The 22,103-nt window shown below is 61.7% G+C and carries 16 protein-coding genes and 1 pseudogene; 2 read left to right on the forward strand and 15 right to left on the reverse strand.

The window, feature by feature from the left end:
• Nucleotides 1-64 precede the first annotated feature (64 nt).
• From P3T40_RS06590 to P3T40_RS06610, 5 genes and pseudogenes are all read right to left on the reverse strand, one after another.
• Nucleotides 65-790, reverse strand: a complete 726-nt coding sequence (locus P3T40_RS06590; RefSeq protein ID WP_429266871.1) for an amino acid ABC transporter ATP-binding protein — start codon at nucleotides 788-790, stop codon at nucleotides 65-67.
• Nucleotides 787-934 (reverse strand): annotated as a pseudogene (locus P3T40_RS06595) (amino acid ABC transporter permease); the annotation flags it as partial. The gene P3T40_RS06590 and the pseudogene P3T40_RS06595, both read right to left, overlap by 4 nt.
• 37 nt (nucleotides 935-971) lie before the next feature.
• The gene (locus P3T40_RS06600) at nucleotides 972-1,865 is read right to left on the reverse strand and encodes a glutamate/aspartate ABC transporter substrate-binding protein (protein ID WP_429266872.1); all 894 of its coding nucleotides are present in this window, start codon (nucleotides 1,863-1,865) and stop codon (nucleotides 972-974) included.
• Nucleotides 1,866-2,110: 245 nt separating this feature from the next.
• Nucleotides 2,111-3,415 (reverse strand): Glu/Leu/Phe/Val family dehydrogenase, encoded by a 1,305-nt coding sequence (locus P3T40_RS06605; protein ID WP_429266873.1) that lies wholly within the window; start codon nucleotides 3,413-3,415, stop codon nucleotides 2,111-2,113.
• A gap of 216 nt (nucleotides 3,416-3,631) precedes the next feature.
• Entirely contained in the window at nucleotides 3,632-4,591 is a 960-nt protein-coding gene (locus tag P3T40_RS06610) for a LysR family transcriptional regulator (protein WP_429266874.1), read from the reverse strand.
• Nucleotides 4,592-4,745: 154 nt separating this feature from the next.
• Here P3T40_RS06610 and purB point away from each other — a divergent pair, with 154 nt between their 5' ends.
• Nucleotides 4,746-6,134, forward strand: coding sequence for an adenylosuccinate lyase (purB, locus tag P3T40_RS06615; protein ID WP_429266875.1), 1,389 nt, complete (start codon nucleotides 4,746-4,748; stop codon nucleotides 6,132-6,134).
• Nucleotides 6,135-6,234: 100 nt separating this feature from the next.
• Here the strand turns inward: purB and P3T40_RS06620 are convergent, their stop codons facing one another.
• The 4 genes from P3T40_RS06620 to edd form a co-directional block, all read right to left on the reverse strand.
• Nucleotides 6,235-6,729 (reverse strand): gluconokinase, encoded by a 495-nt coding sequence (locus P3T40_RS06620; RefSeq protein ID WP_429266876.1) that lies wholly within the window; start codon nucleotides 6,727-6,729, stop codon nucleotides 6,235-6,237.
• Nucleotides 6,730-6,739: 10 nt separating this feature from the next.
• On the reverse strand, nucleotides 6,740-8,113 hold the full coding sequence (locus P3T40_RS06625) for a GntP family permease (RefSeq protein ID WP_429266877.1): 1,374 nt from the start codon (nucleotides 8,111-8,113) through the stop codon (nucleotides 6,740-6,742).
• Nucleotides 8,114-8,520: 407 nt separating this feature from the next.
• Nucleotides 8,521-9,162, reverse strand: coding sequence for a bifunctional 4-hydroxy-2-oxoglutarate aldolase/2-dehydro-3-deoxy-phosphogluconate aldolase (gene eda / locus P3T40_RS06630; RefSeq protein WP_429266878.1), 642 nt, complete (start codon nucleotides 9,160-9,162; stop codon nucleotides 8,521-8,523).
• A gap of 2 nt (nucleotides 9,163-9,164) precedes the next feature.
• Complete coding sequence (gene edd, locus P3T40_RS06635) at nucleotides 9,165-11,036, reverse strand: phosphogluconate dehydratase (RefSeq protein WP_429266879.1); 1,872 nt, start codon at nucleotides 11,034-11,036, stop codon at nucleotides 9,165-9,167.
• A 293-nt stretch (nucleotides 11,037-11,329) separates the two neighbouring features.
• Here edd and P3T40_RS06640 point away from each other — a divergent pair, with 293 nt between their 5' ends.
• Nucleotides 11,330-12,175 carry a MurR/RpiR family transcriptional regulator gene (locus P3T40_RS06640; protein WP_429266880.1) on the forward strand — a complete coding sequence of 282 codons (846 nt, stop codon included), beginning with the start codon at nucleotides 11,330-11,332 and terminating at the stop codon, nucleotides 12,173-12,175.
• A gap of 167 nt (nucleotides 12,176-12,342) precedes the next feature.
• Here the strand turns inward: P3T40_RS06640 and P3T40_RS06645 are convergent, their stop codons facing one another.
• The 6 genes from P3T40_RS06645 to leuS all read right to left on the reverse strand — a co-directional run bounded on the left by P3T40_RS06645 (nucleotide 12,343) and on the right by leuS (nucleotide 22,073).
• A complete protein-coding gene (locus P3T40_RS06645; protein WP_429266881.1) occupies nucleotides 12,343-15,231 on the reverse strand; it encodes a YadA-like family protein in 2,889 nt (962 codons plus the stop codon).
• Between the two features lie 553 nt (nucleotides 15,232-15,784).
• On the reverse strand, nucleotides 15,785-16,201 hold the full coding sequence (locus tag P3T40_RS06650; RefSeq protein ID WP_429266882.1) for a CopD family protein: 417 nt from the start codon (nucleotides 16,199-16,201) through the stop codon (nucleotides 15,785-15,787).
• A 57-nt stretch (nucleotides 16,202-16,258) separates the two neighbouring features.
• On the reverse strand, nucleotides 16,259-17,530 hold the full coding sequence (locus P3T40_RS06655) for a glutamate-5-semialdehyde dehydrogenase (RefSeq protein WP_429266883.1): 1,272 nt from the start codon (nucleotides 17,528-17,530) through the stop codon (nucleotides 16,259-16,261).
• A 136-nt stretch (nucleotides 17,531-17,666) separates the two neighbouring features.
• Nucleotides 17,667-18,785, reverse strand: a complete 1,119-nt coding sequence (gene holA, locus P3T40_RS06660) for a DNA polymerase III subunit delta (RefSeq protein ID WP_429266884.1) — start codon at nucleotides 18,783-18,785, stop codon at nucleotides 17,667-17,669.
• A 56-nt stretch (nucleotides 18,786-18,841) separates the two neighbouring features.
• Nucleotides 18,842-19,393 carry an LPS assembly lipoprotein LptE gene (gene lptE / locus P3T40_RS06665; RefSeq protein WP_429266885.1) on the reverse strand — a complete coding sequence of 184 codons (552 nt, stop codon included), beginning with the start codon at nucleotides 19,391-19,393 and terminating at the stop codon, nucleotides 18,842-18,844.
• An 88-nt stretch (nucleotides 19,394-19,481) separates the two neighbouring features.
• Nucleotides 19,482-22,073 (reverse strand): leucine--tRNA ligase, encoded by a 2,592-nt coding sequence (gene leuS, locus P3T40_RS06670; RefSeq protein WP_429266886.1) that lies wholly within the window; start codon nucleotides 22,071-22,073, stop codon nucleotides 19,482-19,484.
• Between the last annotated feature and the right edge of the window lie 30 nt (nucleotides 22,074-22,103).

Here is a 22,103-nt window from a genome sequence, read left to right on the forward strand (position 1 = left end):
AACGGCCGCTCGAAAGAGCGGCCGTTTCTCGTCCAGCACGGCGTCCGGCGCCGCCTCCTCGCCCTCAGTGCAAAATCTTCGCCAAAAAATCCTTCGCCCGATCCGACTTCGGATTGGCGAAGAAATCTTCCTTGCGGTCGTCCTCGACGATCAGCCCCTTGTCCATGAAGATCACGCGGTGCGCGACCTTCTTCGCGAAGCCCATTTCGTGCGTCACGCACATCATGGTCATGCCTTCCTGCGCCAGTTCGACCATCACATCGAGCACTTCGTTGATCATCTCCGGGTCGAGCGCCGAAGTCGGTTCGTCGAACAGCATGGCGATCGGGTCCATGGAGAGCGCACGGGCAATCGCCACGCGCTGCTGCTGACCGCCGGATAGTTGCCCCGGAAACTTGTCCGCGTGGGCACGCAGGCCGACGCGATCCAGCAGCTTGAGCGCCTTCGCCGTGGCTTCGTCTTTCGAGCGGCCCAGCACCTTGACCTGCGCAAGCGTCAGATTGTCCGTGATCGACAGGTGCGGAAACAGTTCGAAGTGCTGGAACACCATGCCGACCTTCGCGCGCAGCTTCGACAGGTTGGTCTTCTTGTCGCCGACCGATTGACCGTCAATGGTGATCTCGCCTTTCTGGAACGGTTCGAGGCCGTTGACCGTCTTGATGAGGGTCGACTTGCCCGAGCCCGACGGGCCGCACACCACCACCACTTCGCCCTTTTTGACTTCCGTCGTGCAGTCGGTCAGTACCTGAAACTGACCGTACCACTTCGACACGTTCTTGAGAGAAATCATCTTGCTACCTTTTTCTGAAGACCTTTAACGAGGCTCGAGGCATTTCACGCAGACCACGAAATAACACGCGCTCGCGAACAGTAACATTTCGGCATTCCTGCCGTCACGGTCGTCAATATTCGCGGCGGCGCGGAAAAACCCGGCGAAGCGCTGCCCCGGCGCCCGGTTAGTTTATCGCCGGCTAGTCGATGGGTTTGTCATTCGGGTTCTTGAAAAGCGCCTTGATGGCGTCGTTTTCCGGGAAGTTCAGATTCAGGCCGTTGGGTGGAATCGGCGATTGGAACCACTTCTGATAGATCTGATCGGCTTCACCCGAGGTTTCTATCTTCGCGATGGCGCCGTCAACCACCTTCTTAAACTCCGGGTCGTTCTTGCGCATCATGCAGCCATACGCTTCTTCCGACTGCGGCGCCCCAACGATCACGAATTGAGCTGGATTGCCCCACTTCGCGCGCTCTCCGGCGAGCAGTGCGTCGTCCATCATGAACGCGGCGGCGCGGCCGTTGGCAAGCGTCTGAAACGCCTCCCCGTGATCCTTCGCGCTGATGATGTTCATGGCCATGCCCTTCTCCTGATTCATCCTGCGCAAGAGACGCTCGGAGGTGGTGCCGGCCGTCGTCACAACCGTCTTGCCCTTGAGATCCGGCCAGCCTTTGATGCCCGAATCTCTCCTCGTCATCAGACGGGTTCCGATCACGAAGATCGTGTTCGAAAACGTGACCTGCTGGGCGCGCTCGGTGTTGTTCGTGGTCGAGCCGCACTCGATGTCGACGGTGCCGTTCTGCACCAGCGGGATGCGGTTTTGCGGCGTGACCGGGGTCTCCCTGATCTTCAGGTCAGGCGTATTGAGCTTCTGCTTGACCGCGTCCACGATCTTCATCATGAACTCGTGCGAGTAACCAATAACGTTCTGCTGGTCGTCGTAGTACGAAAACGGAATCGATGATTCGCGATAGCCCAGAGAAATGACGCCCGTATCCTTGATCTTTTTTAGTGTGCCGGCGTCCTGCGCATGCGCGCCCGCGGCAAACAGCCCGAGGGTCGCAACCAACAGCGCAGCTTTCCTAACCTTCATAGGTGATCTCCTGTCGACCCGTATCCGTTCAGAACTGTAATTAAATTGAAACCATTGCTGCAGTCCAAGTAAGTGCCGACAGGTTACCTTGCCGCGGGCTTTGCGCACACCCAGTTCGTGCGTGAATCCAACGCCCCAATAAAAAAACGGGCGACATCGTTACGATGCCGCCCGCCGAGGAGACCCACGGTCTTTCGGACCGCGCAAACCACAGGGGAAACTGAAGCGAAACTGAAACTAGCTGATCACGGATACAGGCCGCGCAGTTCGCGCGCTTCGAGGATGCGCTTACAGGCGACGATAAAGGCTGCCGTACGCACCGATACCTTCTGTTCGCTCGACACTTGCCACACAGCGGCAAATGCTTCGCGCATCACGCGCTCGAGACGCTGGTTGATCTCGTCTTCGGTCCAGAAGAAACTCGAGAAATCCTGCACCCATTCGAAGTACGACACAGTCACGCCGCCGGCATTCGCCACCACGTCCGGAATCACGAGGATGCCCTTGTCATGCAGGATGTCATCCGCTGCAGTCGTGGTCGGGCCATTTGCGCCTTCCACGACGATCTTCGTCTTGATTTTGCTGGCGTTCTTTTCGGTGATCTGATTTTCCAGTGCGGCTGGGATCAGGATGTCCGACTCGACGGTCCAGAAATCGTCCGCCGCAATCGCGTCCGCTTCCGGGAAGCCGCCTACGCCACCGGTCTTAGCCACGTGCGCCAGCAACGCGACCGCGTCGATACCCGTCGATTTGAAAATCGTGCCCGTGTGGTCCTGCACCGCGACGACCTTCGCGCCGGCTTCCTGGAACAGACGTGCGGCGATACCACCCACGTTACCGAAGCCCTGCACAGCGATGCGTGCGCCTTCGATATCGACACCAATACGGCGCGCGGCTTCCGAGGCCACCACGAACACGCCACGGCCGGTTGCTTCCTTACGGCCGAGCGAACCGCCGAGCGTGATGGGCTTGCCGGTTACGACGCCCGTAGCCGTTTGGCCCTGGTTCATCGAGTACGTGTCCATCATCCACGCCATGATCTGCTCGTTCGTGTTCACGTCCGGCGCGGGGATGTCGGTGTTCGGTCCGATGATGATGCCGATTTCGCTGGTGTAGCGGCGCGTGACGCGCTCGAGTTCACCACGCGAGAGCGTACGCGGATCGACGCGAATACCGCCCTTGGCACCGCCGTATGGCACGTTCACCGCTGCGTTCTTGACCGACATCCATGCGGACAGTGCCATCACTTCCGACAGCGTCACGTCCTGGTGGTAACGCACACCGCCCTTGCCCGGACCGCGCGAGACGTTGTGCTGCACGCGATAGCCTTCGAAGTGAGCGACAGTGCCGTTATCGAGTTCGATAGGCACGTCGACCACGAGAATGCGCTTCGGGCGCTTGAGGGTTTCGAGCCAGCGCGACAGCGAGCCGAGGTACGGCGCGACGCGGTCGACCTGACGCAGGTAGTTGCCCCACGGGCCGAGGTTGTCGCTATTCAGATACGACGGGACGGATTGCAACGACGATGCGGACTGCGGTTGGGATGACATGAACGCTCCAAGCGTTTTGACCGAATGACGACATTGTCGAAAAAGGCCAATTTGAAATCCAATGCCGTTTGATCATCCCGTTATGTCTTTTGTGCATAACGTTAAAAATCCGCAAAAAGCTGTCGCTTAGGTAGCAACAATGAGGCAGCAACAATGCAACTGAACCGCATAGGCACGTCAGCACCGAGTGCTACGCCGATGCAGCTTCCGGAGACCTTACGCTGCGGCGCCCTGGGCAAGCTCTCCGCTCACCGCGTCCCAGAGTTGCCGTACTAGTACCTGGCGTGGATCCTCACCCTGCGCGGCGAGCTTGTCGCGATACAGACGTATCTCCATGGTTAGCGTGTACTGCCCTTCCGGAGTGCCGCGTGTGGCGCGATCGAGGCGGATCAGCTTGCCTTCCGCAACTGCATCTTCGACGGCGCTATGCGGTAGGAATGCAATGCCATGACCGGCCAGCGCCATCGCTTTCAGACCCTCGGCCATGTCCGTTTCGTAGAGCTGATCGAGATACAGCCGGCCCGGCGCGTTCGCGATGATCACCTCGGTCATGCGGCCCAGATACGCGTTCGGCGTGTACGACAGATACGGCGCCGGTTGATCCGGCGTGCCCGGCAGCGTGTAGCGCGCGCGTCCGGCGCGGCCCGGCGCGGAGAACGGACTGATCGGTTCGATGCCGAGCGTCAGCATGTCGTAGCGGGCCGGATCGAGCGCCACCGGATGGCTCGGATGATGGTAGCCCATCACCAGATCGCAGCCGCCTTCCACCAGTGAAAGCACCGCGTCATGCACATTCAGCGCGCGCAGGCGGGTGTGCACCGGGCCGAGTTGCGCCTCGATGCGTTGCAGCCAGCGTGGGAAATACGTCAGCGAGAGCGTGTGCGGCACCGCGAACTCGATGGTCGCGGCTGGCGTTGCCATGTGGCCGCGCAGCAGCGTGCGCGCCTCGTGGAACTGCGAGAGCATGGCGAGCGCCTGCTCGTAGAAGATCTGCCCTGCCGCCGTGAGACGCGTCGGATAAACCGAACGGTCGATCAGTTCCGTGCCGAGCCACGCCTCCAGCGCCTGAATGCGGCGCGAAAATGCGGGCTGGGTGACATGCCTCAACTCCGCGGAACGGCTAAAACTGCGGGTTTCCGCGAGCGAAACGAAGTCTTCGAGCCATTTCAGTTCCATGCGGACCCTGCGACGAGCGGGAGAGAAGAAGTCAGCATTCTAGCCGGGCGAGCCTCCCCCACAGCCAGTCGAATCAGGCCCGGGCGCCGTCCAGTGGTAAAATTCGCGGTTCCCTCCGTTTCCGATCTGCTCACCGAGCTGTCACGCCCCCATCATGTCCGACACCCGCCCCGAAACCTTGTTCGCGCTCACCGCGCTCTCCCCTCTCGACGGCCGCTATGCTTCGAAAACCGAAGCCCTGCGCGACTGGCTCTCGGAAGCCGCGTTCATGCGCCATCGCGTGACGGTCGAAATCCATTGGCTGATCGCGCTGTCGCACGCCGGCTTCGCCGAAGTGCCGCGCTTCTCCGAAGCGTCCGAGCAATTCCTGCTGCAACTGGCCGAACGCTTCACTGCGCACGACGCCGCACGCATCAAGGAAATCGAGCGCGTCACGAACCACGACGTGAAGGCCGTCGAATACTGGCTCAAGGAATCGGTGAAGGGTCAGCCCGAACTGGAACGCGCGAGCGAATTCATCCACTTCGCGTGCACCTCGGAAGACATCAACAACACCTCGCACGGCCTGATGCTGGCCGGCGCTCGCGAGCACGTGATCGTGCCGGCGCTGCGCTCGGTGCATGCGCGCCTCGTCGCCTTGGCGCACGCACAGGCCGCACAGCCGATGCTGTCGCGCACGCACGGTCAGCCGGCCAGCCCGACCACGCTCGGCAAGGAAATCGCCAACGTCGCAGCGCGTCTCGCGCGTGCGATCGAGCGGATCGAAAAGGTTGAACTGCTCGGCAAGATGAACGGTGCAGTGGGCAACTTCAACGCGCATCTGTCTGCGTATCCTGAGTTCGATTGGGAAGCGTTCTCGCGCGAAGTGGTTGAGAAGCGCCTCAAGCTCAAGTTCAACCCGTACACCATCCAGATCGAACCGCACGATTACATGGCTGAGCTGTTCGACGCCGTCTCGCGCGCCAACACCATCCTGCTGGATCTGGACCGCGACGTGTGGGGCTACATCTCGCTCGGCTACTTCAAGCAACGTCTGAAGGCCGGCGAAATCGGTTCGTCGACGATGCCGCACAAGGTCAACCCGATCGACTTCGAAAATTCGGAGGGTAACCTCGGCCTCGCGAATGCAACGCTGCGCCACCTGGCAGACAAGCTGCCTATCTCGCGCTGGCAGCGCGATTTGACCGACTCGACGGTGCTGCGCAATATCGGCGTCGCGTTTGGTTATTCGCTGCTCGCATACGACGCCTTGATTCGCGGTCTGGACAAGCTTGAAGTGAACCCGGCACGTCTGAACGAAGACCTCGATAACTGCTGGGAAGTGCTGGCTGAGCCGGTGCAGACGGTGATGCGCCGCTTCGGCATCGAGAATCCGTATGAGCAGTTGAAGGAGCTCACGCGCGGCAAGGGTATTACGCGTGAAGCGCTGCAGACCTTCATTGGCGGATTAAGCATTCCTGCTGACGCGAAAGAGCGCCTGCTGGCGATGACGCCGGCTTCGTACGTGGGTAAGGCGGTTGAGCTGGCGAAGCGGATTGCATAAGCGGCGCGACGCTCTACCCGCTAGCAGTAGCTAGCTAACGTGAAAATGGCGCTCCTCGGAGCGCCATTTTCGTTTTCAAGGTGCCTTAAAGCCGTGGGATTCAACGCGCCTTCATCTGCACCAACACCTCATCCACAATCGCTTCCGGCGACAGTTCGATACTCACCGTAATCGCCTCATCCGCAGCCGGCTCTTCCAGAGTATCCAACTGGCTCGTCAGCAGCGAAGGATCGAAGAAGTGCCCGGTACGCGTCTGCAAGCGCTCGTGCAGCACTTCGTACGAGCCCTTCAGATACACAAATACGACGTCCCTGTCGCCACCGCGCAGGATGTCGCGATACGACCGCTTCAGCGACGAGCACGTAAACACCGCCGTCTCAAGTGCTCGCTGCTTTTCCTCAATCGCAGCACGAATCGTCTTGAGCCACGGCCAGCGGTCCTCATCGGTCAGTGGAATGCCTTTGTGCATCTTCTCCTTGTTGGCCGCGCTGTGAAACGCGTCGCCGTCGGTGAAGGCACATTGCAGGCGCTCCGCCAGCATTTCGCCAATCCGCGTCTTGCCTGCGCCCGACACGCCCATTGCGATCAGAATCATTTGATACTCCTTACAGAACCGTCGCCAGTGCGAAGGTCAAACCTAAACCCATAAGCGAAATGATCGTTTCGAGCAGCGACCACGTCTTGAACGTCTGCCCCACCGTCATTCCAAAGTACTCCTTGATCAGCCAGAATCCACCGTCATTGACGTGCGAGAAGATTAGCGAACCCGAACCCGTGGCCAACACCAGCAATTCCGGGCGCACCTGCACAGCGCCTGCCGCCGCGATGGGGGCGACGATGCCGCAAGCAGTCGTCATCGCAACCGTCGCTGAGCCGGTCGCAAGACGAATCAGCGCCGCCACAGCCCATGCAAACAACAGCGGTGACAAATGCGCCGCAGTGGCCGCATTGACGATTTCCTTCGAAATGCCGCTATCCATCAAGACGCGTCCAAAGCCACCGCCTGCGCCCACGATCAGCGTAATGCCGGCGATCGGCGCCAGACATTCGCCGCAAAATTTCTGGATCTGCTCACGGGTAAAGCCACGCTTCGCTCCGAACGTCCAGAAGCTGACCAGCACCGCGATCAACAATGCCACGTCCGAATTGCCGACAAATTGCAGCAGGTCGTTCGGCAATGTTTTCGGCGCGAACACGAGATTCGCCCAACTGCCGATCAACATCAGAATCACTGGCAGCAGAATCGTGAATAGCGTGATGCCGAAGCTCGGCAACTCACGTTTCGTTGCCTTCTCCTTGTCTTCTGCAGCAGAACCGAGAAACTGCGCGGCAAGCGGATTGTTCTCTGGCAGCTTGATGTAGCGGCTGACCAGCAGCGCGAACAGCGGTCCCGCGACAATCGCGCATGGCACGCCGACAATCAGGCCGAACACGATCGTCCTGCCGATATCCGCGTGATACGCCTGCACGGCGAGCATTGCCGCAGGGTGCGGCGGAATCAGTCCGTGTACGACAGACAAACCGGCAATCATCGGCAGGCCAATTAGTAACAGCGACTTGCCGGTGCGTTTCGCGACGTTGAACGCGATCGGAATCAGCAGCACGAAGCCCACTTCAAAGAACACCGGCAAGCCGACGATAATCGCCACCACCATCATCGCCCAGTGGATATGCTTTTCGCCGAACTTGTCAATCAGGGTCGTGGCAATGCGTTCCGCCCCGCCGGACTCGGCCATCATCTTGCCGAGCATGGTGCCGAGGCCGACCACGATCGCAATGTGGCCGAGCGTGTTGCCATTACCGGTTTCGAACGACTTGACGATGGTGCCCATCGGCATGCCGGCCACGAGACCAAGCAGCAGTGAAACGATGATCAGGACGAGGAATGGATAGACCTTGTAGCGCGTGATCAACAGGATCAGCGCGCCGATGGCGATCACCGCGTAAATCAGCAGCAAGCTGCCATGGCTAGCTCCCATGGAGCTCCTCCTTTTGCATTGTTAGTTATGAGCGCCCCCAAACCTGTCGCTTCGCGGCCGCCCCCCCGAGGGGGACAAGAAAGCCTGGGGCGGCCCGGCGCTTTCTTGCGAGGTGCAAACGCCTGGTGCGGGCCCTGTCGCGCTGCCTGTCTCTACGCCTCACGCGAAGCCGGACTAACCGGAACAGTCGCGTGGTCGCTGAATTTTACTGTCTGTTTGCATGATGAGCGCGTGAAACGCTCAACACAGAATAAAAAAGAAGCCTCGTCATCGCGGCCTGGACGGCTGCAACGGCGAGGCTTCCAGGGCTTTAGAACAACCCTGACGTCGTGTATCGGCTTCATGAGTCACTGACGCGGACGCTAGCCGCGCTACCGCCAGCGTCGCCGGACTCAACCAGTCTCAACTCAATGCGCCGGCGCAGCCAGCTGGCTCGCCGCACGCGCGAGACGCGTGACTTCATCCCAATTCTGCGCGGCCAGCGCAGCCTTCGGTGTGAGCCAGGAGCCGCCCACGCACACAACGTTCGGCAGTGCGAGGAAATTGGGGGCGGTTTCAGCGGTGATACCACCGGTCGGGCAGAACTTCAGCGCCGGGAACGGGCCGTAAAATGCCTGCAGCATCGGCACACCGCCTGCCTGCTGCGCCGGGAAGAACTTGACGATCTCGTAGCCGAGTTCCAGTGCGACGATGATGTCGCTCGGCGTCATCACGCCCGGCAACAGCGGCAGACCGGCGTCCTGCGCGGCCTTGTGCATGTCCTTCGTGAGGCCCGGCGAAACGCCGAACTGGGCGCCGGCCTTCTTCGCCTGCGCGCAATGCTCCGGCTTCGTGATCGTGCCCACGCCGACGACGATGTCTTCCGCCAGTTGGCTCGCGCGCTCGATCGCCTCGAGACCTGCTGCGGTGCGCAACGTGATTTCGAGCACCTTCACGCCACCCGCATGCAACGCACGCGACACGTTCTCACCCTGCTCCGCTGAGTCGAACGCCAACACGGGAATCACCGGGCCGAGGCGCACGATGTCGCTTACTTTCTTTGCCGTCATAGTCAGACTCCTTGTTTCTGCAGCGCGTGGCTTGCGTGAACTTCACCCACCATCGGGCCGAATACTGAAGCGCCCAGTTCTGCGGGCGCAGCAGCCGCACGGAAGACGCCGAACAGCTCGCGGCCGAAACCGACTTCGTTTTCCGCCTGATGCAACGGCTGTGCTTCCGGCCGCGCGGCCCATTCGGACGCGTCGATTTCGATGTCGAGCACGCCGGCTTCGGCGTCGATCACCACCATATCGCCGGTACGCACCTTGCCGATTGGCCCTTCCAGCAAGGCTTCCGGCGACACGTGAATGACAGCCGGCACTTTGCCCGAGGCACCCGACATACGCCCGTCGGTGACGAGCGCGACATGGAAACCCTGATCCTGCAACACGCCGAGCAGTGGCGTCAAACGGTGCAGCTCAGGCATGCCGTTTGCGCGGGCGCCCTGGAAGCGCACCACGGCCACGAAATCGCGCTTCAGTTCGCCCTTATCGAAGGCTTCCTGCACCGCTTCCTGCGAATCGAACACGATGGCCGGCGCCTTGACTTTGCGATGCTGCGCTGCAACCGCCGAAATCTTGATGACACCACGCCCGAGCTTGCCCTGCATCAGCCGCAGGCCGCCGTCCGGCTGGAACGGTTCGTTGATGCCGCGCAGCACGGCGGTTTCATGGCTCTCGGTGGCGCCCGGTACCCAGGTCAGCTTGCCGTCGAGCAGTTTGGGCTCTTCCGTGTAGTGCGACAGCCCTTTGCCCGCCACGGTGGTCACATCCTCGTGCAGCAAGCCGCCTTCCAGCAGATTGCGAACGAGGAACGCCACGCCGCCTGCCGCATGGAAGTGGTTCACGTCGGCCTTGCCGTTCGGATAGATCTTGGCAAGCAGCGGCACGCTTTGCGACAGGTTGTCGAAGTCGTCCCAGTCGATCACGATGCCCGCCGCGCGTGCAATCGCCACGAGGTGCAGGGTGTGATTGGTCGAGCCACCCGTCGCCAGCAGCGCGACGATACCGTTGACGATCGCCTTTTCGTCAACCACGTGGCCGATTGGCGTGTAGTTGCCACGCTCCACCGTCAGATCGAGCACGCGGCGCGCGGCTTGCGCGGTGAGCGCGTCGCGCAGCGGCGTGTGCGGATGCACAAATGCCGAACCCGGCAGATGCAGGCCCATCACTTCCATGAGCATCTGGTTGCTGTTGGCCGTGCCGTAGAAGGTGCAGGTGCCATGGCCGTGATAGGCAGCCGCTTCCGCTTCGAGCAGCGCGCCGCGGTCACAGTGGCCGGTCGCGAACTGCTGGCGGACCTTCGCCTTGTCGTCGTTGCCCAGACCGCTTGTCATCGGGCCGGCGGGGACAAAGATGGTGGGGATGTGACCGAACTGCAGTGCACCAATCAACAGACCCGGCACGATCTTGTCGCAGATACCCAGGCACAGCGCCGCGTCGAACATGTTGTGCGTGAGCGCGACGGCCGTGCTCATCGCGATCACTTCGCGCGAGAACAGCGACAGTTCCATGCCCGCGTTACCTTGCGTGACGCCGTCGCACATGGCCGGCACGCCACCCGCGAATTGCGCGACGCCGCCGTTTTCACGCGCGGCCTGCTTGATGAGGTCGGGGTAATTCTTGAACGGCGCATGTGCAGACAACATCTCGTTGTACGAGGACACGATGCCGATGTTCGGCTCGCGGATCTGCTTGATCACGAGCTTGTCATTGCCCTCGAGGCCGGCAAAGCCGTGGGCGAGGTTCGCGCACGACAGCGCGCCGCGCGCCGGAAACTTGCCTTGGGCTTTGTCGATGCGGGCCAGGTAGGCGTCGCGGGTAGGCTTGCTGCGTTCGATCACGCGTTGCGTGACCTTGAGCAATTGCGAATGCGGGGAAACCATCGAAGCTCCTTCGTCGCTGGCTGGGGCGAACACGCGCGCAGTGCCAGGTGGGGATCGCGGGGACGTCGGATTGAGCCGACAACAAGAGTTTAGTAGAAAAACTACACGATCGCAACGTGACTTACCCTCACGCCGCCACCGTCCAAAACTCCGCTCAACACCATGCCAGCTGGGCTTTCAACCTAAAGCACAAATCAACCTAGGGAATACACCTACTCATAAAATGTAGTTTTTGTACATCTCTGACAATCAGCTATAGTCCACGCATTCTTCAGCATAGTGCGAGTTTTCCAATGATGCTGTCCCAGGTGGAAGAGATGCGTGATCAGTTGCGCCCGTCCGAGCGCAAACTGGCCGACTACGTGATCGAAGCGCCGCGCGAGGTGCTCGATCTGTCGATGAACGAGGTGGCTGCCCGTGCAGGCGTGAGCCAGCCGACCATCGCGCGTTTTTGCCATGCCCTCGGCTTTTCCGGCTTTCGCGAGTTCAAGATCCGGCTTGCGCAGGGCATCGCGGCCGAAGTCCCGGCCGTGTACCGCGACGTGCGGCCCGACGAGCCGACGCCCGGCGTCGCCGCCAAGGTGCTCGACCGGACCATCGGCGCGCTGATCCAGGTGCGTAACAACCTTTCATCCGATAGCGTCGCGGCGGCCATTGCCCTGCTCGCCAAGGCGCGGCGGATTGAGTTCTATGGCGCGGGCGGTTCCGGCATCGCCGCGCTCGACGTGCAGCACAAGTTCTTTCGCCTCGGCATGCCAAGCGTCGCGTATTCCGATCCGCATACGTTTCTGATGTCGGCGGCGCTGCTGGGCGAAGGCGATGTGGTGGTGGCGATTTCGAACACGGGACGCACCCGCGATATCGTGGATGCCGTGAAGTCGGCGCTGGCTGCAGGTGCCAAAGTGATCGCGATTACGCACGGCAATTCGCCGCTGGCGCGACTCGCAACGGTGGGGCTGTTTGCGAATGTCGACGAGGACACGGATATCTTTTCGCCGATGACCTCACGCGTGTCGCATCTGGCAATTGGCGACATTCTGGCCGTGGGGGTGGCGCTGAGCCGTGGGCCGGAACTGGTCGAGAAGCTGGCGCAGGTGAAGGAAGTGATCAACCGCAGAAGGATCGATCCGCGCGGGTGACGCGGGGGTGCGAGGCAAGCGCAACGATAATCGCCGAGGGTCAAGCCGGAGCGTCCAAAAAAGAACGGGCTCCCTTTTGGGAGCCCGTTCCACTTGCACTACCACCCGCCTAAACCTGACTCTCGAAAAGCGACCCAACCGCACCGCTTCCCGTGAATCTCAACGACTTACCACTGATACGACGCACCGGCACCGACCGTCGTTTCGCTGCCGCTCACACCCGCCCCGATCTTGATCTTCAGGTTCTGCGTGATACGCGCGGACGCGCCCACTGCAGCGGCCTGGTAGCCCTTGTAAGTACCTCCCGCCACACCGACTGCCAGCGTCTTGCCCGGGTCGACTTCCGGGATCATCGTCAGCGCCGTGGCGGCTGCGACACCGCTGTAAGCGGCGCGCGCGGTATCGCCGATGGCCGACTGCATCTGGCCCAGGTTCACAGCATCCGTCGGCGCTGTGCCGTTTGCGACGTTGGTGATACGGCGCTCGTTGCCTTGCGAACCGACCGACACGGTGTTCGCCACATCGGCGACCGAACCCGAACCGATCGCCACCGAGTTATCACCGCTCGCCTGCGCGCCGCCACCCACCGCGACCGCGTTGTTGCCCGTCGCTGCCGCCGCCGGCTGGCTGCCCGTGTTCACGGAGATGGAGCTGCTGCCGGTCTGCTGCTGGTTCTGCACCGACTGCGTCAGATCTGACAGTTGCTGGTTGGTGTTCCACAACTGCGCGCCGGTCACCGCATCGGTGCTGGTCGCCGACAGTTCGCCCTCCTGCAGATTGGTCAGCTTCACCGCCGGTGCGCCGCTCGAACCGCCCAACGTCACCTGATTGTGTGCCGACGAGTCATACGACACGGCATTGGCCACCGAGCCGCTCATCGTACCCACTGCAGTCTGTAAGCTGGCGATGTCGGAAGTGTTCTGCGTCACACGACCGTCGATATTGGTAATCGCCGCCCCGACGTTGTTCACGGTCGTACCGCCAACGCTGTAACTGGGCGCCGAGACCGTGCCGTCTGCGTTGACGGTCGAGCCGCCACCGAGCGCCGCTGCCGTGCTGGCTGCATTCGCATACAGTTGCGAACCATTCACCGCATCGATGCTCGCTGCGCTGACTGCACCGGCTGCCACGCCCGTCACGACGCGGTTACCCGTCGTACCGGCCATGTTGACGCGCAGACCGTCAGTAGTCGCACCGACGAGCAGGTCGCGCGAGGTCGGATCCTGTGTGACCATGCCAATGCTGCCGTTGTTGATCGCCGTTTCCAGCGACGACAGGTTGGTGTCAAGCGTGTCGAGCGCGCCGCCGACCGTGGTCTGCGTGCCGCCCTGCATGTGGTACGTCGGGCTGGTGATCGAACCGTCCGCGTTGACCTGGGCACCGCCGCCGAGCGACGCAACGACCGGGCTCAACTGGCCGAGGTTGACCGCGGAGGTACTCGTCGTGCCAGCCGCGACACCGAGCAGTTCGCGTGCACCTGCGGTACCGGTGAAGTCGACGCTCGCGCCGCCCGTGGTGCTGGCTACTGTCAGTGCGCCCGTGGTCTGATCCTGTTGCACCAGGCCCACCGTGCCCGAATTGAGCTGGTTGGCCAGGTCGTTGACCGAGCCTTCAACCGTCGTGACCCGCGTGTCGAGGTCCGAGATGTCGGCGGTGTTCTGCGCGATGTCACTGGTGTTCTGTGCGATCGCAGCAGCACTCTGCGCCACATCCTGGTTCGTCGCATACAGCTGCGAACCATTGATTGCATCCGTGCTCGACGACGTTACTGCACCGGCTGCGACGTTCGTAAGCGTTGTGCCCGCCGAACCGCCCAGCGTGACCTTGCCTTCCGTCGTATCGTCGTAGGCGACGAAGGAGTTCGTTGCGTTGCCACTCGAGTCGGTCTTCAGACCCGCCGCCTGCAACTGCGCGTAGTTGACCGCATCGGTAGCTTGCGTCGCCGCCCCAACATTCACGATCTGGCGCGTCGCGCCCGCCGTACCCACGGATACCGTGTTGGCACGATTGGCCAACGAAGACGCCCCGAGTGCCACCGAGTTCGCCGCGGTCGCGGCGGCACCGCCGCCTACCGCGACGCCACTCGCAGCAGTTGAAGTGGCGTACCAACCCAGCGCGGTGGAACCAGCGGCGCTGCTTCCAACATTAGAGGCGTAACCGAGGGCGGTCGATTGGGCTGCGCTAACCGTGGAGTTATAGCCCATGCCAATGGAGTTTTGGCCGCTGACGTATGAATTCGAACCAAATGCCTGTGCGTTATTGCCCGGTGCCTTGGCATTCGGGCCAATTGCCAGCGACCCGGCGCCCGTCGCGCTCGCGCTGTTCCCCCCAGTGCCAACGGCAATGTACTTGCTGCCACTCACAGCAAGATTGTCGATCGCCGTTTCGTCGCTAGTCATCCGCGCATCGAGACCACCTAGGGCACTCCCGACATCGCTATAGGACAAACCGCCAATCGTATAAGTCGGCGTAGTCACGCGGCCGCTCGCATCCACGCTAGCGCCGCCGCCCAACGCAGCCGCGATACTTTGCGCCGTAGCCGTCACCTGGCCAAAATTGGCCGCATCAGTAGCCGCCGTACCCGCTGCCAGGTTCGTGATCTTATTGCTGCCCATGTCGAGCGCGTTCAGCACGAACAAACCGTTGTTCGTCACCAGCAGCTGGTCGACGCCACCAACGCCCACGTGAGCGGTGTTGGGATCGGTCACCGTGAAATACGCACCCGCATTGCCATTCGCGTCGTAAGAAACAATCCCTGCCTCCTGCGCTGCGCTGCCGGAGGTGCAATCGGCACCCGTGCTGACCTGCGCGCCGTCTGCAGAGGAGATGCAATCCGAGTTGCTGGAATCAGTGCCCAAGACGCCCGCCGCGTAGGAGTTGGGCGTCGCGGCCGCTTCAGACTTCACAGCGGTGCCAAATCCCACCCCAGCCGCCAACAGTGCTGCAACCAGCGCCTTCTGGCTCCGGCTCGACTTGCCACGGCTCTTCGCCGTTTCAGATGCGGCCACGTACGTTCCGGTGGTTTCGTTCCACACGCTCTTGTATGACTTGTTCATGATTTCATCCTTCTGGATATCGGGTAGCAGGTTCTGTGCGGCGCGGGGTGTCTTAATGGAGACCTACACGCATCAGTCGGTCGCAGAAGGATTGAAATCGGGGCCGTCTCAATAGATATTCTCGGACCATCCCATTAATCCTTCCGGGATGAAGCCACTATAGATTTAGGAATTTCGCCGATTAATAGGACGCTTCTTAAACAAGAACCATCGTTGATCGGATTTTTCCCACGAGAGACGAGGCTCTATTGGACACGCATTCGTCTCAGATCCTATGTCCACAAGGATCAGAGACGACATGGCTCGCGAGAAAGACACACACGAACCCGATCGAGTCGCACTTCAGATTAAGAAAATTCCGAAGGCAACGATTAGCAGAGTGGCAGATCGATGGGAACAGAGACGGCGCAGAAATGGCCGAAATGAGTTTGACAATTCTAGAAAAATGTCAGCTTACAAAGAGGTATGTCTGAAGTGAAATTCCGCGCGCCCAAACAACCGCACGCGGATAAGTGAATACGCAGAATAATAGTAAATAGGAATATTCCTATTTTTAAAACGGCTTAATCACAACCAATGCCACCGCTGCCAGCATGCCCAGCACAGGCAGCTCATTAAACATCCGATACCACTTATGCGAGCGGCGATTCTCGCCGCGCTCGAAGGTAGCCAGCAGCCGGCCACAATAAAAGTGATAGACGATCAGCAGCACGACGACGGTCAGCTTCGCATGCATCCAGCCCTGGCCGCGTCCTATGCCGATCACGAGCCACAACCAAAGCCCACAGGCCAGCGCGGGGACCGCGATCATCGTCATGAAGCGATACAGCTTCCGCGCCATGAGCAGAAGGCGCGCCGTGGCAGCGGGTTCCGTTTCCATCGCGAGATTGACGAAGATGCGCGGCAGATAGAACAGGCCGGCAAACCAGGAAGCAATCAGAATGATGTGAAACGTTTTTACCCAGAGCATCGGCGGTCCTTGTGCGACTCGTTAGCGTTGTTGTTTGCTCTCACGTGAAGCGAGGGGTCACTGACGGCCTTCGCCGTGCCCCAGCACCACGTATTTCAGCGACGTCAGCCCTTCCAGCCCCACCGGCCCGCGTGCATGCAGCTTGTCGTTCGAAATGCCGATTTCCGCGCCGAGACCGAACTCGAAGCCATCCGCAAAACGCGTCGAGGCGTTGACCATCACGCTCGCTGAATCCACTTCGCGCAAGAAGCGCATCGCGCGGTCGTGGTCTTCGGTGACGATCGCATCCGTGTGCTTCGAGCTATAAGTATTGATGTGGTCGATCGCGGCGTCGAGATTGTCGACCACCTTGATGGCCAGCACCGGCGCGAGGTATTCAGTGCGCCAGTCTTCCTCGGTTGCATCGACCAGCGGGCCGACGCCGGCCTCCGTCAGCACGGCGCGCGCCGCGGGGTCCACCCGCAGCTCGACGTCCTTGCCGCGATATAGCTTGCCTAACGGCGGCAGCACTTCGTTTGCAATGCCGCGCGCTACCAGCAACGTTTCCATCGTGTTGCAGGTACCGTAGCGGTGCGTCTTCGCGTTGTCGCAGACGGTCAGCGCTTTCGTGAGATCCCCGCGATCGTCGACGTAGACGTGGCAGATGCCGTCGAGGTGCTTGATCATCGGCACGCGTGCTTCGTCCATCAGACGCGCAATCAGGCTCTTGCCGCCGCGCGGGACGATCACGTCGACGTATTCCGTCATGGTGATCAGCTTGCCGACTGCCGCACGATCCGAAGTAGCCACCACTTGCACGGCGTCCTGCGGCAAGCCCGCCATTTCGAGCGCGTCGCCGATCAGCTTCGCGAGCGCCGTGTTGCATTCGAGCGCTTCCGAACCGCCGCGCAGAATCGTCGCGTTGCCAGACTTCAAACACAGCGCGGCGGCGTCGATCGTCACGTTAGGCCGCGATTCGTAGATGATCCCGATCACGCCCAACGGCACACGCATCTGGCCCACCTGAATACCGCTCGGGCGGTACTTCAGGTTGCTGATCTCACCGATCGGATCAGCTAGTGCGGCCACCTGCCGCAGGCCTTCGACCATCGTCTTCAACGCCTTGTCCGACAGCGTCAGGCGGTCGATGAAAGCGGCGTCGTGACCTTTGTCGCGCGCACGCGCGAGGTCGCGTGCATTGGCTTCCTTCAACTGCGCGGCGTCGCGCTCGATTGCGCGGGCCACTGCTTCGAGCGCGGCATTCTTCGCAGCCGTCGACGCGCGCGCCATCGCACGCGAAGCGTGGCGGGCGCGGCGGCCGAGGTCGGTCATGTACTGGTCGATATCCATGGTGATTCTCGTGGTGCCGCGCACGTCTCTGATATGCGGCGGACAGGCAGAGTTAGCGAAAGATCAAACGATTGTAAGACGGGTGACGCCGACCTGCTCGGTGACACCACGCCGCATGCGACCCGGACCGGCCAGTTCAAGCCGGCCTGCGCACCGGCGCTGCGGGACGTGGCCTCGCCGACAGTGGCACTGGCGCGGACTTCGTGGGTGAGGCCACCGTCATCGCCAGCTCGAAGAGCCCGTCCCATGGATCAGGCGGCGGATCGTTGCGATGGTTGCCCGGTGTGCCACCGGAGAGCCCCTTGACCTGCCGGTCGAGCTTCGCGGCAAGCGCAAGCCCTTTTTCCAGTGCGGCTTCGGTCACACGCGAGAGCGCCGGTCCGATCAGCCGTTCACGGGGTCCCCACACGCGGTTTTCGCGGGTCAGCATGGCGAGCGGCTTGCCCGCAGCAACACCGCGCTTGATCCGCAACAACGTGCGTACTTCTTCGACAACGGCCCACAAGACCAGCACGGCGGCTTCGCCTTCGCCGCGCAAGCCGTCGAGCATGCGCGAAAGCCGTCCCACGTCACCGGCCAGCATGGCCTCGTTCAGCTTGAACACGTCGTAGCGCGCCACGTTAAGCACCGCGTCCTGAACCTGCTCGAAGCTCAACACGCCGGCCGGGTACAGCAGCCCGAGCTTCTGGATCTCCTGATGCGCCGCGAGCAGATTGCCTTCCACCCGCTCCGCGATGAACTGCAACGCGCGCCGCCCTTCTTCACCGGCAGCCACACGCTGCCCTTGCTGCGAGAGCCGCTGACCCACCCAGTTCGGCAACTGCGCACGCTCGACCGGATCGATCTTCAGCGCAACGCCTGCCTCAGCGAGCGCAGTGAACCACGTGGCCTTTTGCGTGGTTGCGTCGAGCCGGGGCAGCGACACCATCGTCAACACGTCCGAATTCACTGCCGCAGCAAGCGCTTTCAGCGCATCCGCGCCTTCTTTACCCGGCTTGCCCGACGGGATACGCAGTTCGACCAGTTGCCGGTCGCCGAATAGCGACATCGACTGGCTCGCCCCAAGCAGCGAGCTCCAGTCGAAGCCACGCTCCACCGTGAACACCGAACGGTCGGTGTAGCCGGCTGCGCGCGCGGTGGCGCGGATGCGGTCGCACGCTTCCTGCGCGAGCAGATGCTCGTCGCCGTACACGACGTACAGGCCGGCGAGTCCCTTCGCGAGGTGCGTTTCGAGCGCGTCAAGTCGCAGTTGCATGGCTATAGGTCAACAAAATTCGCAAGGCTTCGTGCGCAGAGCACGGGCACTGGTGATCAAAGCGGTGGTGGCGGCAGCGGCGCGCGCGGCGCGACAGCTGGCGCTCCCTGGCCCGGCGCCGGGTGCAGCGAATGCACCACGCCGAGACGGCGCGTCAACTGATCGACGGCGTCGTTGCGCATGTCTGCATACAGCAGGTCCGCTTCCGAGCTCTTCGATTGCGAGAACTGGTCGCTATAGGTCATCGCACGATTCAGCGCAATCACGCTGCCCGGAATCAGCACCGTGCCGTCGGCACCGACGAGCGAATAGTTGAGCGTGTAGTTCAGTTGGTACTCCTCGACGACGCCCAGTGAATTCATCGCCAGCACACTATTGCCGAGACCTTCAGTCACGCGCAGGATGGCGTCCGCATTGGCCGTCGAGGTGACGATCACCGTGTCGCTGCCGCCCTGCACCATGCGGGTCATACGTCCCACGAACGCGGGCGGTGCGCCCACGAGAGCAAGGCGTTTGAACGGATAGTCCTGCTGGCCTCGTAGCTGAAAGCCACAGGCGGACAGCACCATCACCCCGCACGCAAGCGTCAAAAACGATCTGCGAGTCACATTGGCTCCTGGTTCGCAGTAAATCCTGTCCTACATTCGTGCGCCGCCTCAAGTCGCTGCGACGCACTGCTTTTTCCCGGCGGCCCGGTCAGACGACGATGTTCACGAGACGCCCCGGCACGACGATGACCTTCTTCGGCGCGTTGCCTTCGCTGAACTTGGCGAACATCTCGTGCGCGAGGGCTGCCTGCTCGATCGCGTCACGCGGCGCGTCCTTCGCGACCTTGACCGCGCCGCGCACCTTGCCGTTCACCTGCAACACCAGTTCGATCTCGGCCTGTTCCAGCGCCTTCTCGTCGACCTTAGGCCATGGTGCGTCGAGCAGCGTGCCGAATTCGTCGGCGTAGCCGAGTTCCTGCCACAACTGGAAGGTGGCGTGCGGCACGACCGGGTACAGCACGCGCAGCAGCACGCCATAGCACTCGCGCAGCACCGCCGGTTGGGCGCCCTTGGCGCTGTCGAGCGCGTTGAGCATCTTCATCGCCGCCGACACCACCGTGTTGTACTGCAGACGCTGGTAGTCGAAATCGGCCTGCTTCAGCACGCTGTAGATCTCGCGGCGCAGGACCTTGTCCGTTTCGGCGAGTTGCGCGGCGTCGAACGAGCCGCGTTCACGCAGCGAAGCTTCGTTCGCATGGCCGAAGCCCCACACCCGGCGCAGGAAGCGGCTCGCCCCTTCCACGCCGGCGCCCGACCATTCGAGCTGCTGCTCAGGCGGTGCCGCGAACATCACGAACAGACGTGCAGTGTCGGCGCCGTACTGGTCGATCAGCACCTGAGGGTCGACGCCATTGTTCTTCGACTTCGACATCTTCTCGACGCCGCCCAGCACCACGGGTTGACCATCCGCAATCGACGTGGCGCCGATCGGGCGGCCCTTGTCGTCGTGTGTGACGGTGACGTCGAGCGGGTTGTACCAGGTCTTCTTGCCCGCTTCGTTTTCGCGGTAATAGGTTTCGTTGAGCACCATGCCCTGCGTGAGCAGGTTCTTGGCCGGCTCGCCGAACTTGACGATGCCGAGGTCGCGCGAGACCTTCGCCCAGAAGCGCGAATACAGCAAGTGCAGGATCGCGTGTTCGATGCCACCGATATACTGGTCCATCGGCATCCAGTAGTCGGTGCGCGCGTCGACCATAGTCGTTGCATCCGGCGCCGCATAGCGGTAGAAGTACCACGACGAATCCACGAACGTGTCCATCGTGTCGGTCTCGCGCTTCGCAGGCGCGCCGCACTTCGGGCACGTGCAGTTCACGAACGCTTCGGACTTCGCGAGCGGGTTGCCCGTGCCGTCCGGCACGAGGTCTTCCGGCAACACCACCGGCAGATCCTGCTCCGGCACCGGCACGTCGCCGCAGGTGTCGCAGTAGATGATCGGAATCGGCGTGCCCCAGTAACGCTGGCGCGAGACGCCCCAGTCACGCAGACGGTAGGTGACCTGCTTGTCGCCGAGGCCGAGTTCCTTGAGGTCGCTGGCGATCGCATCAACGGCCTGCGTGTAGGTCATGCCGTCGTACTTGCCGCTGTTGACCAGTGTGCCGTTCTTGTCGCCGTACCATTCTTGCCAGGCGTCGGTCGAGTATTCCTTACCTTCGAGCGCCACCACCTGTTTGATCAGCAGACCATATTTCTTCGCGAAGGCGAAATCGCGCTCGTCGTGCGAAGGCACGCCCATCACCGCGCCTTCACCGTAGCTCATCAGCACGTAGTTGCCGATCCACACTTCGACCTGCTCCTGCGTCAGCGGATGCGTGACGTAGAAACCGGTGGCCATGCCCTTCTTTTCCATCGTCGCAACATCAGCTTCGGCGACGCCGCCGCGCTTGCATTCTTCGATGAAGGCCTGCAGTTCAGGCTTGTCTTGTGCGAGACGGGTGGCGAGCGGATGCTCGGCGGCGACCGCGCAGAAGGTCACGCCCATAATCGTGTCGGCACGCGTCGTAAACACACGCAGCACCTTCTGCTCGCCGTCGATCTCGTACGGGAACCCGAAGTTCACGCCGAAGCTCTTGCCGATCCAGTTCTGCTGCATGATCTTGACGCGCTCGGGCCAGCCGAGGCCTTCGAGGTCGTTCAGCAGTTCATCGGCGTACTGCGTGATCCGCATGTAGTACATCGGAATCTCGCGCTTTTCGACCAGCGCGCCCGAGCGCCAGCCGCGCCCGTCGATCACCTGCTCATTGGCGAGCACGGTCTGATCCACCGGGTCCCAGTTCACCGTGCCGGTCTTCTTGTACGCGATGCCTTTCTCGAGCATCTTGAGGAACAGCCACTGGTTCCACTTGTAGTAGTCCGGGCTGCAGGTCGCGACTTCGCGCGACCAGTCGATCGCCAGACCCATCGACTGCATCTGCTTCTTCATGTAAGCGATGTTGTCGTAGGTCCACTTGGCCGGCGGCACGTTGTTGGCCATCGCGGCGTTTTCCGCCGGCATGCCGAACGCGTCCCAACCCATTGGCATCAGCACGTTGTAGCCGTTCATCCGCAGATAGCGGTACATCACGTCGTTAATCGTGTAGTTGCGCACGTGGCCCATGTGCAGCTTGCCCGACGGATACGGCAGCATCGAGACGCAGTAGAACTTGGGCTTGTCGGTGGTTTCCGTTGTCTTATAGGCGTCGACGGCGCGCCATTGCCCTTGCGCGGCGGATTCGACGTCGGAGGGAACGTATTTTTCGTGCATGGTGTGATGGGATCGCTGGGTTCGGTGCTT

The sequence above is a fragment of the Paraburkholderia sp. EB58 genome, from assembly GCF_050436665.1.
In the GTDB taxonomy this organism is placed as follows: Bacteria; Pseudomonadota; Gammaproteobacteria; order Burkholderiales; family Burkholderiaceae; genus Paraburkholderia.

What these genes read in the sequence shown, in the direction of transcription:
- P3T40_RS06610 (WP_429266874.1), bottom strand. Translation starts at nt 4,591, where the DNA reads ATGGAACTGAAATGGCTCGAAGACTTCGTTTCGCTCGCGGAAACCCGC.
- P3T40_RS06640 (WP_429266880.1), top strand. Translation starts at nt 11,330, where the DNA reads ATGATGCTGTCCCAGGTGGAAGAGATGCGTGATCAGTTGCGCCCGTCC.
- P3T40_RS06650 (WP_429266882.1), bottom strand. Translation starts at nt 16,201, where the DNA reads ATGCTCTGGGTAAAAACGTTTCACATCATTCTGATTGCTTCCTGGTTT.
- P3T40_RS06590 (WP_429266871.1), bottom strand. Translation starts at nt 790, where the DNA reads ATGATTTCTCTCAAGAACGTGTCGAAGTGGTACGGTCAGTTTCAGGTA.
- P3T40_RS06645 (WP_429266881.1), bottom strand. Translation starts at nt 15,231, where the DNA reads ATGAACAAGTCATACAAGAGCGTGTGGAACGAAACCACCGGAACGTAC.
- purB (WP_429266875.1), top strand. Translation starts at nt 4,746, where the DNA reads ATGTCCGACACCCGCCCCGAAACCTTGTTCGCGCTCACCGCGCTCTCC.
- holA (WP_429266884.1), bottom strand. Translation starts at nt 18,785, where the DNA reads ATGCAACTGCGACTTGACGCGCTCGAAACGCACCTCGCGAAGGGACTC.
- P3T40_RS06605 (WP_429266873.1), bottom strand. Translation starts at nt 3,415, where the DNA reads ATGTCATCCCAACCGCAGTCCGCATCGTCGTTGCAATCCGTCCCGTCG.
- P3T40_RS06625 (WP_429266877.1), bottom strand. Translation starts at nt 8,113, where the DNA reads ATGGGAGCTAGCCATGGCAGCTTGCTGCTGATTTACGCGGTGATCGCC.
- eda (WP_429266878.1), bottom strand. Translation starts at nt 9,162, where the DNA reads ATGACGGCAAAGAAAGTAAGCGACATCGTGCGCCTCGGCCCGGTGATT.
- edd (WP_429266879.1), bottom strand. Translation starts at nt 11,036, where the DNA reads ATGGTTTCCCCGCATTCGCAATTGCTCAAGGTCACGCAACGCGTGATC.
- P3T40_RS06655 (WP_429266883.1), bottom strand. Translation starts at nt 17,530, where the DNA reads ATGGATATCGACCAGTACATGACCGACCTCGGCCGCCGCGCCCGCCAC.
- leuS (WP_429266886.1), bottom strand. Translation starts at nt 22,073, where the DNA reads ATGCACGAAAAATACGTTCCCTCCGACGTCGAATCCGCCGCGCAAGGG.
- P3T40_RS06600 (WP_429266872.1), bottom strand. Translation starts at nt 1,865, where the DNA reads ATGAAGGTTAGGAAAGCTGCGCTGTTGGTTGCGACCCTCGGGCTGTTT.
- P3T40_RS06620 (WP_429266876.1), bottom strand. Translation starts at nt 6,729, where the DNA reads ATGATTCTGATCGCAATGGGCGTGTCGGGCGCAGGCAAGACGCGGATT.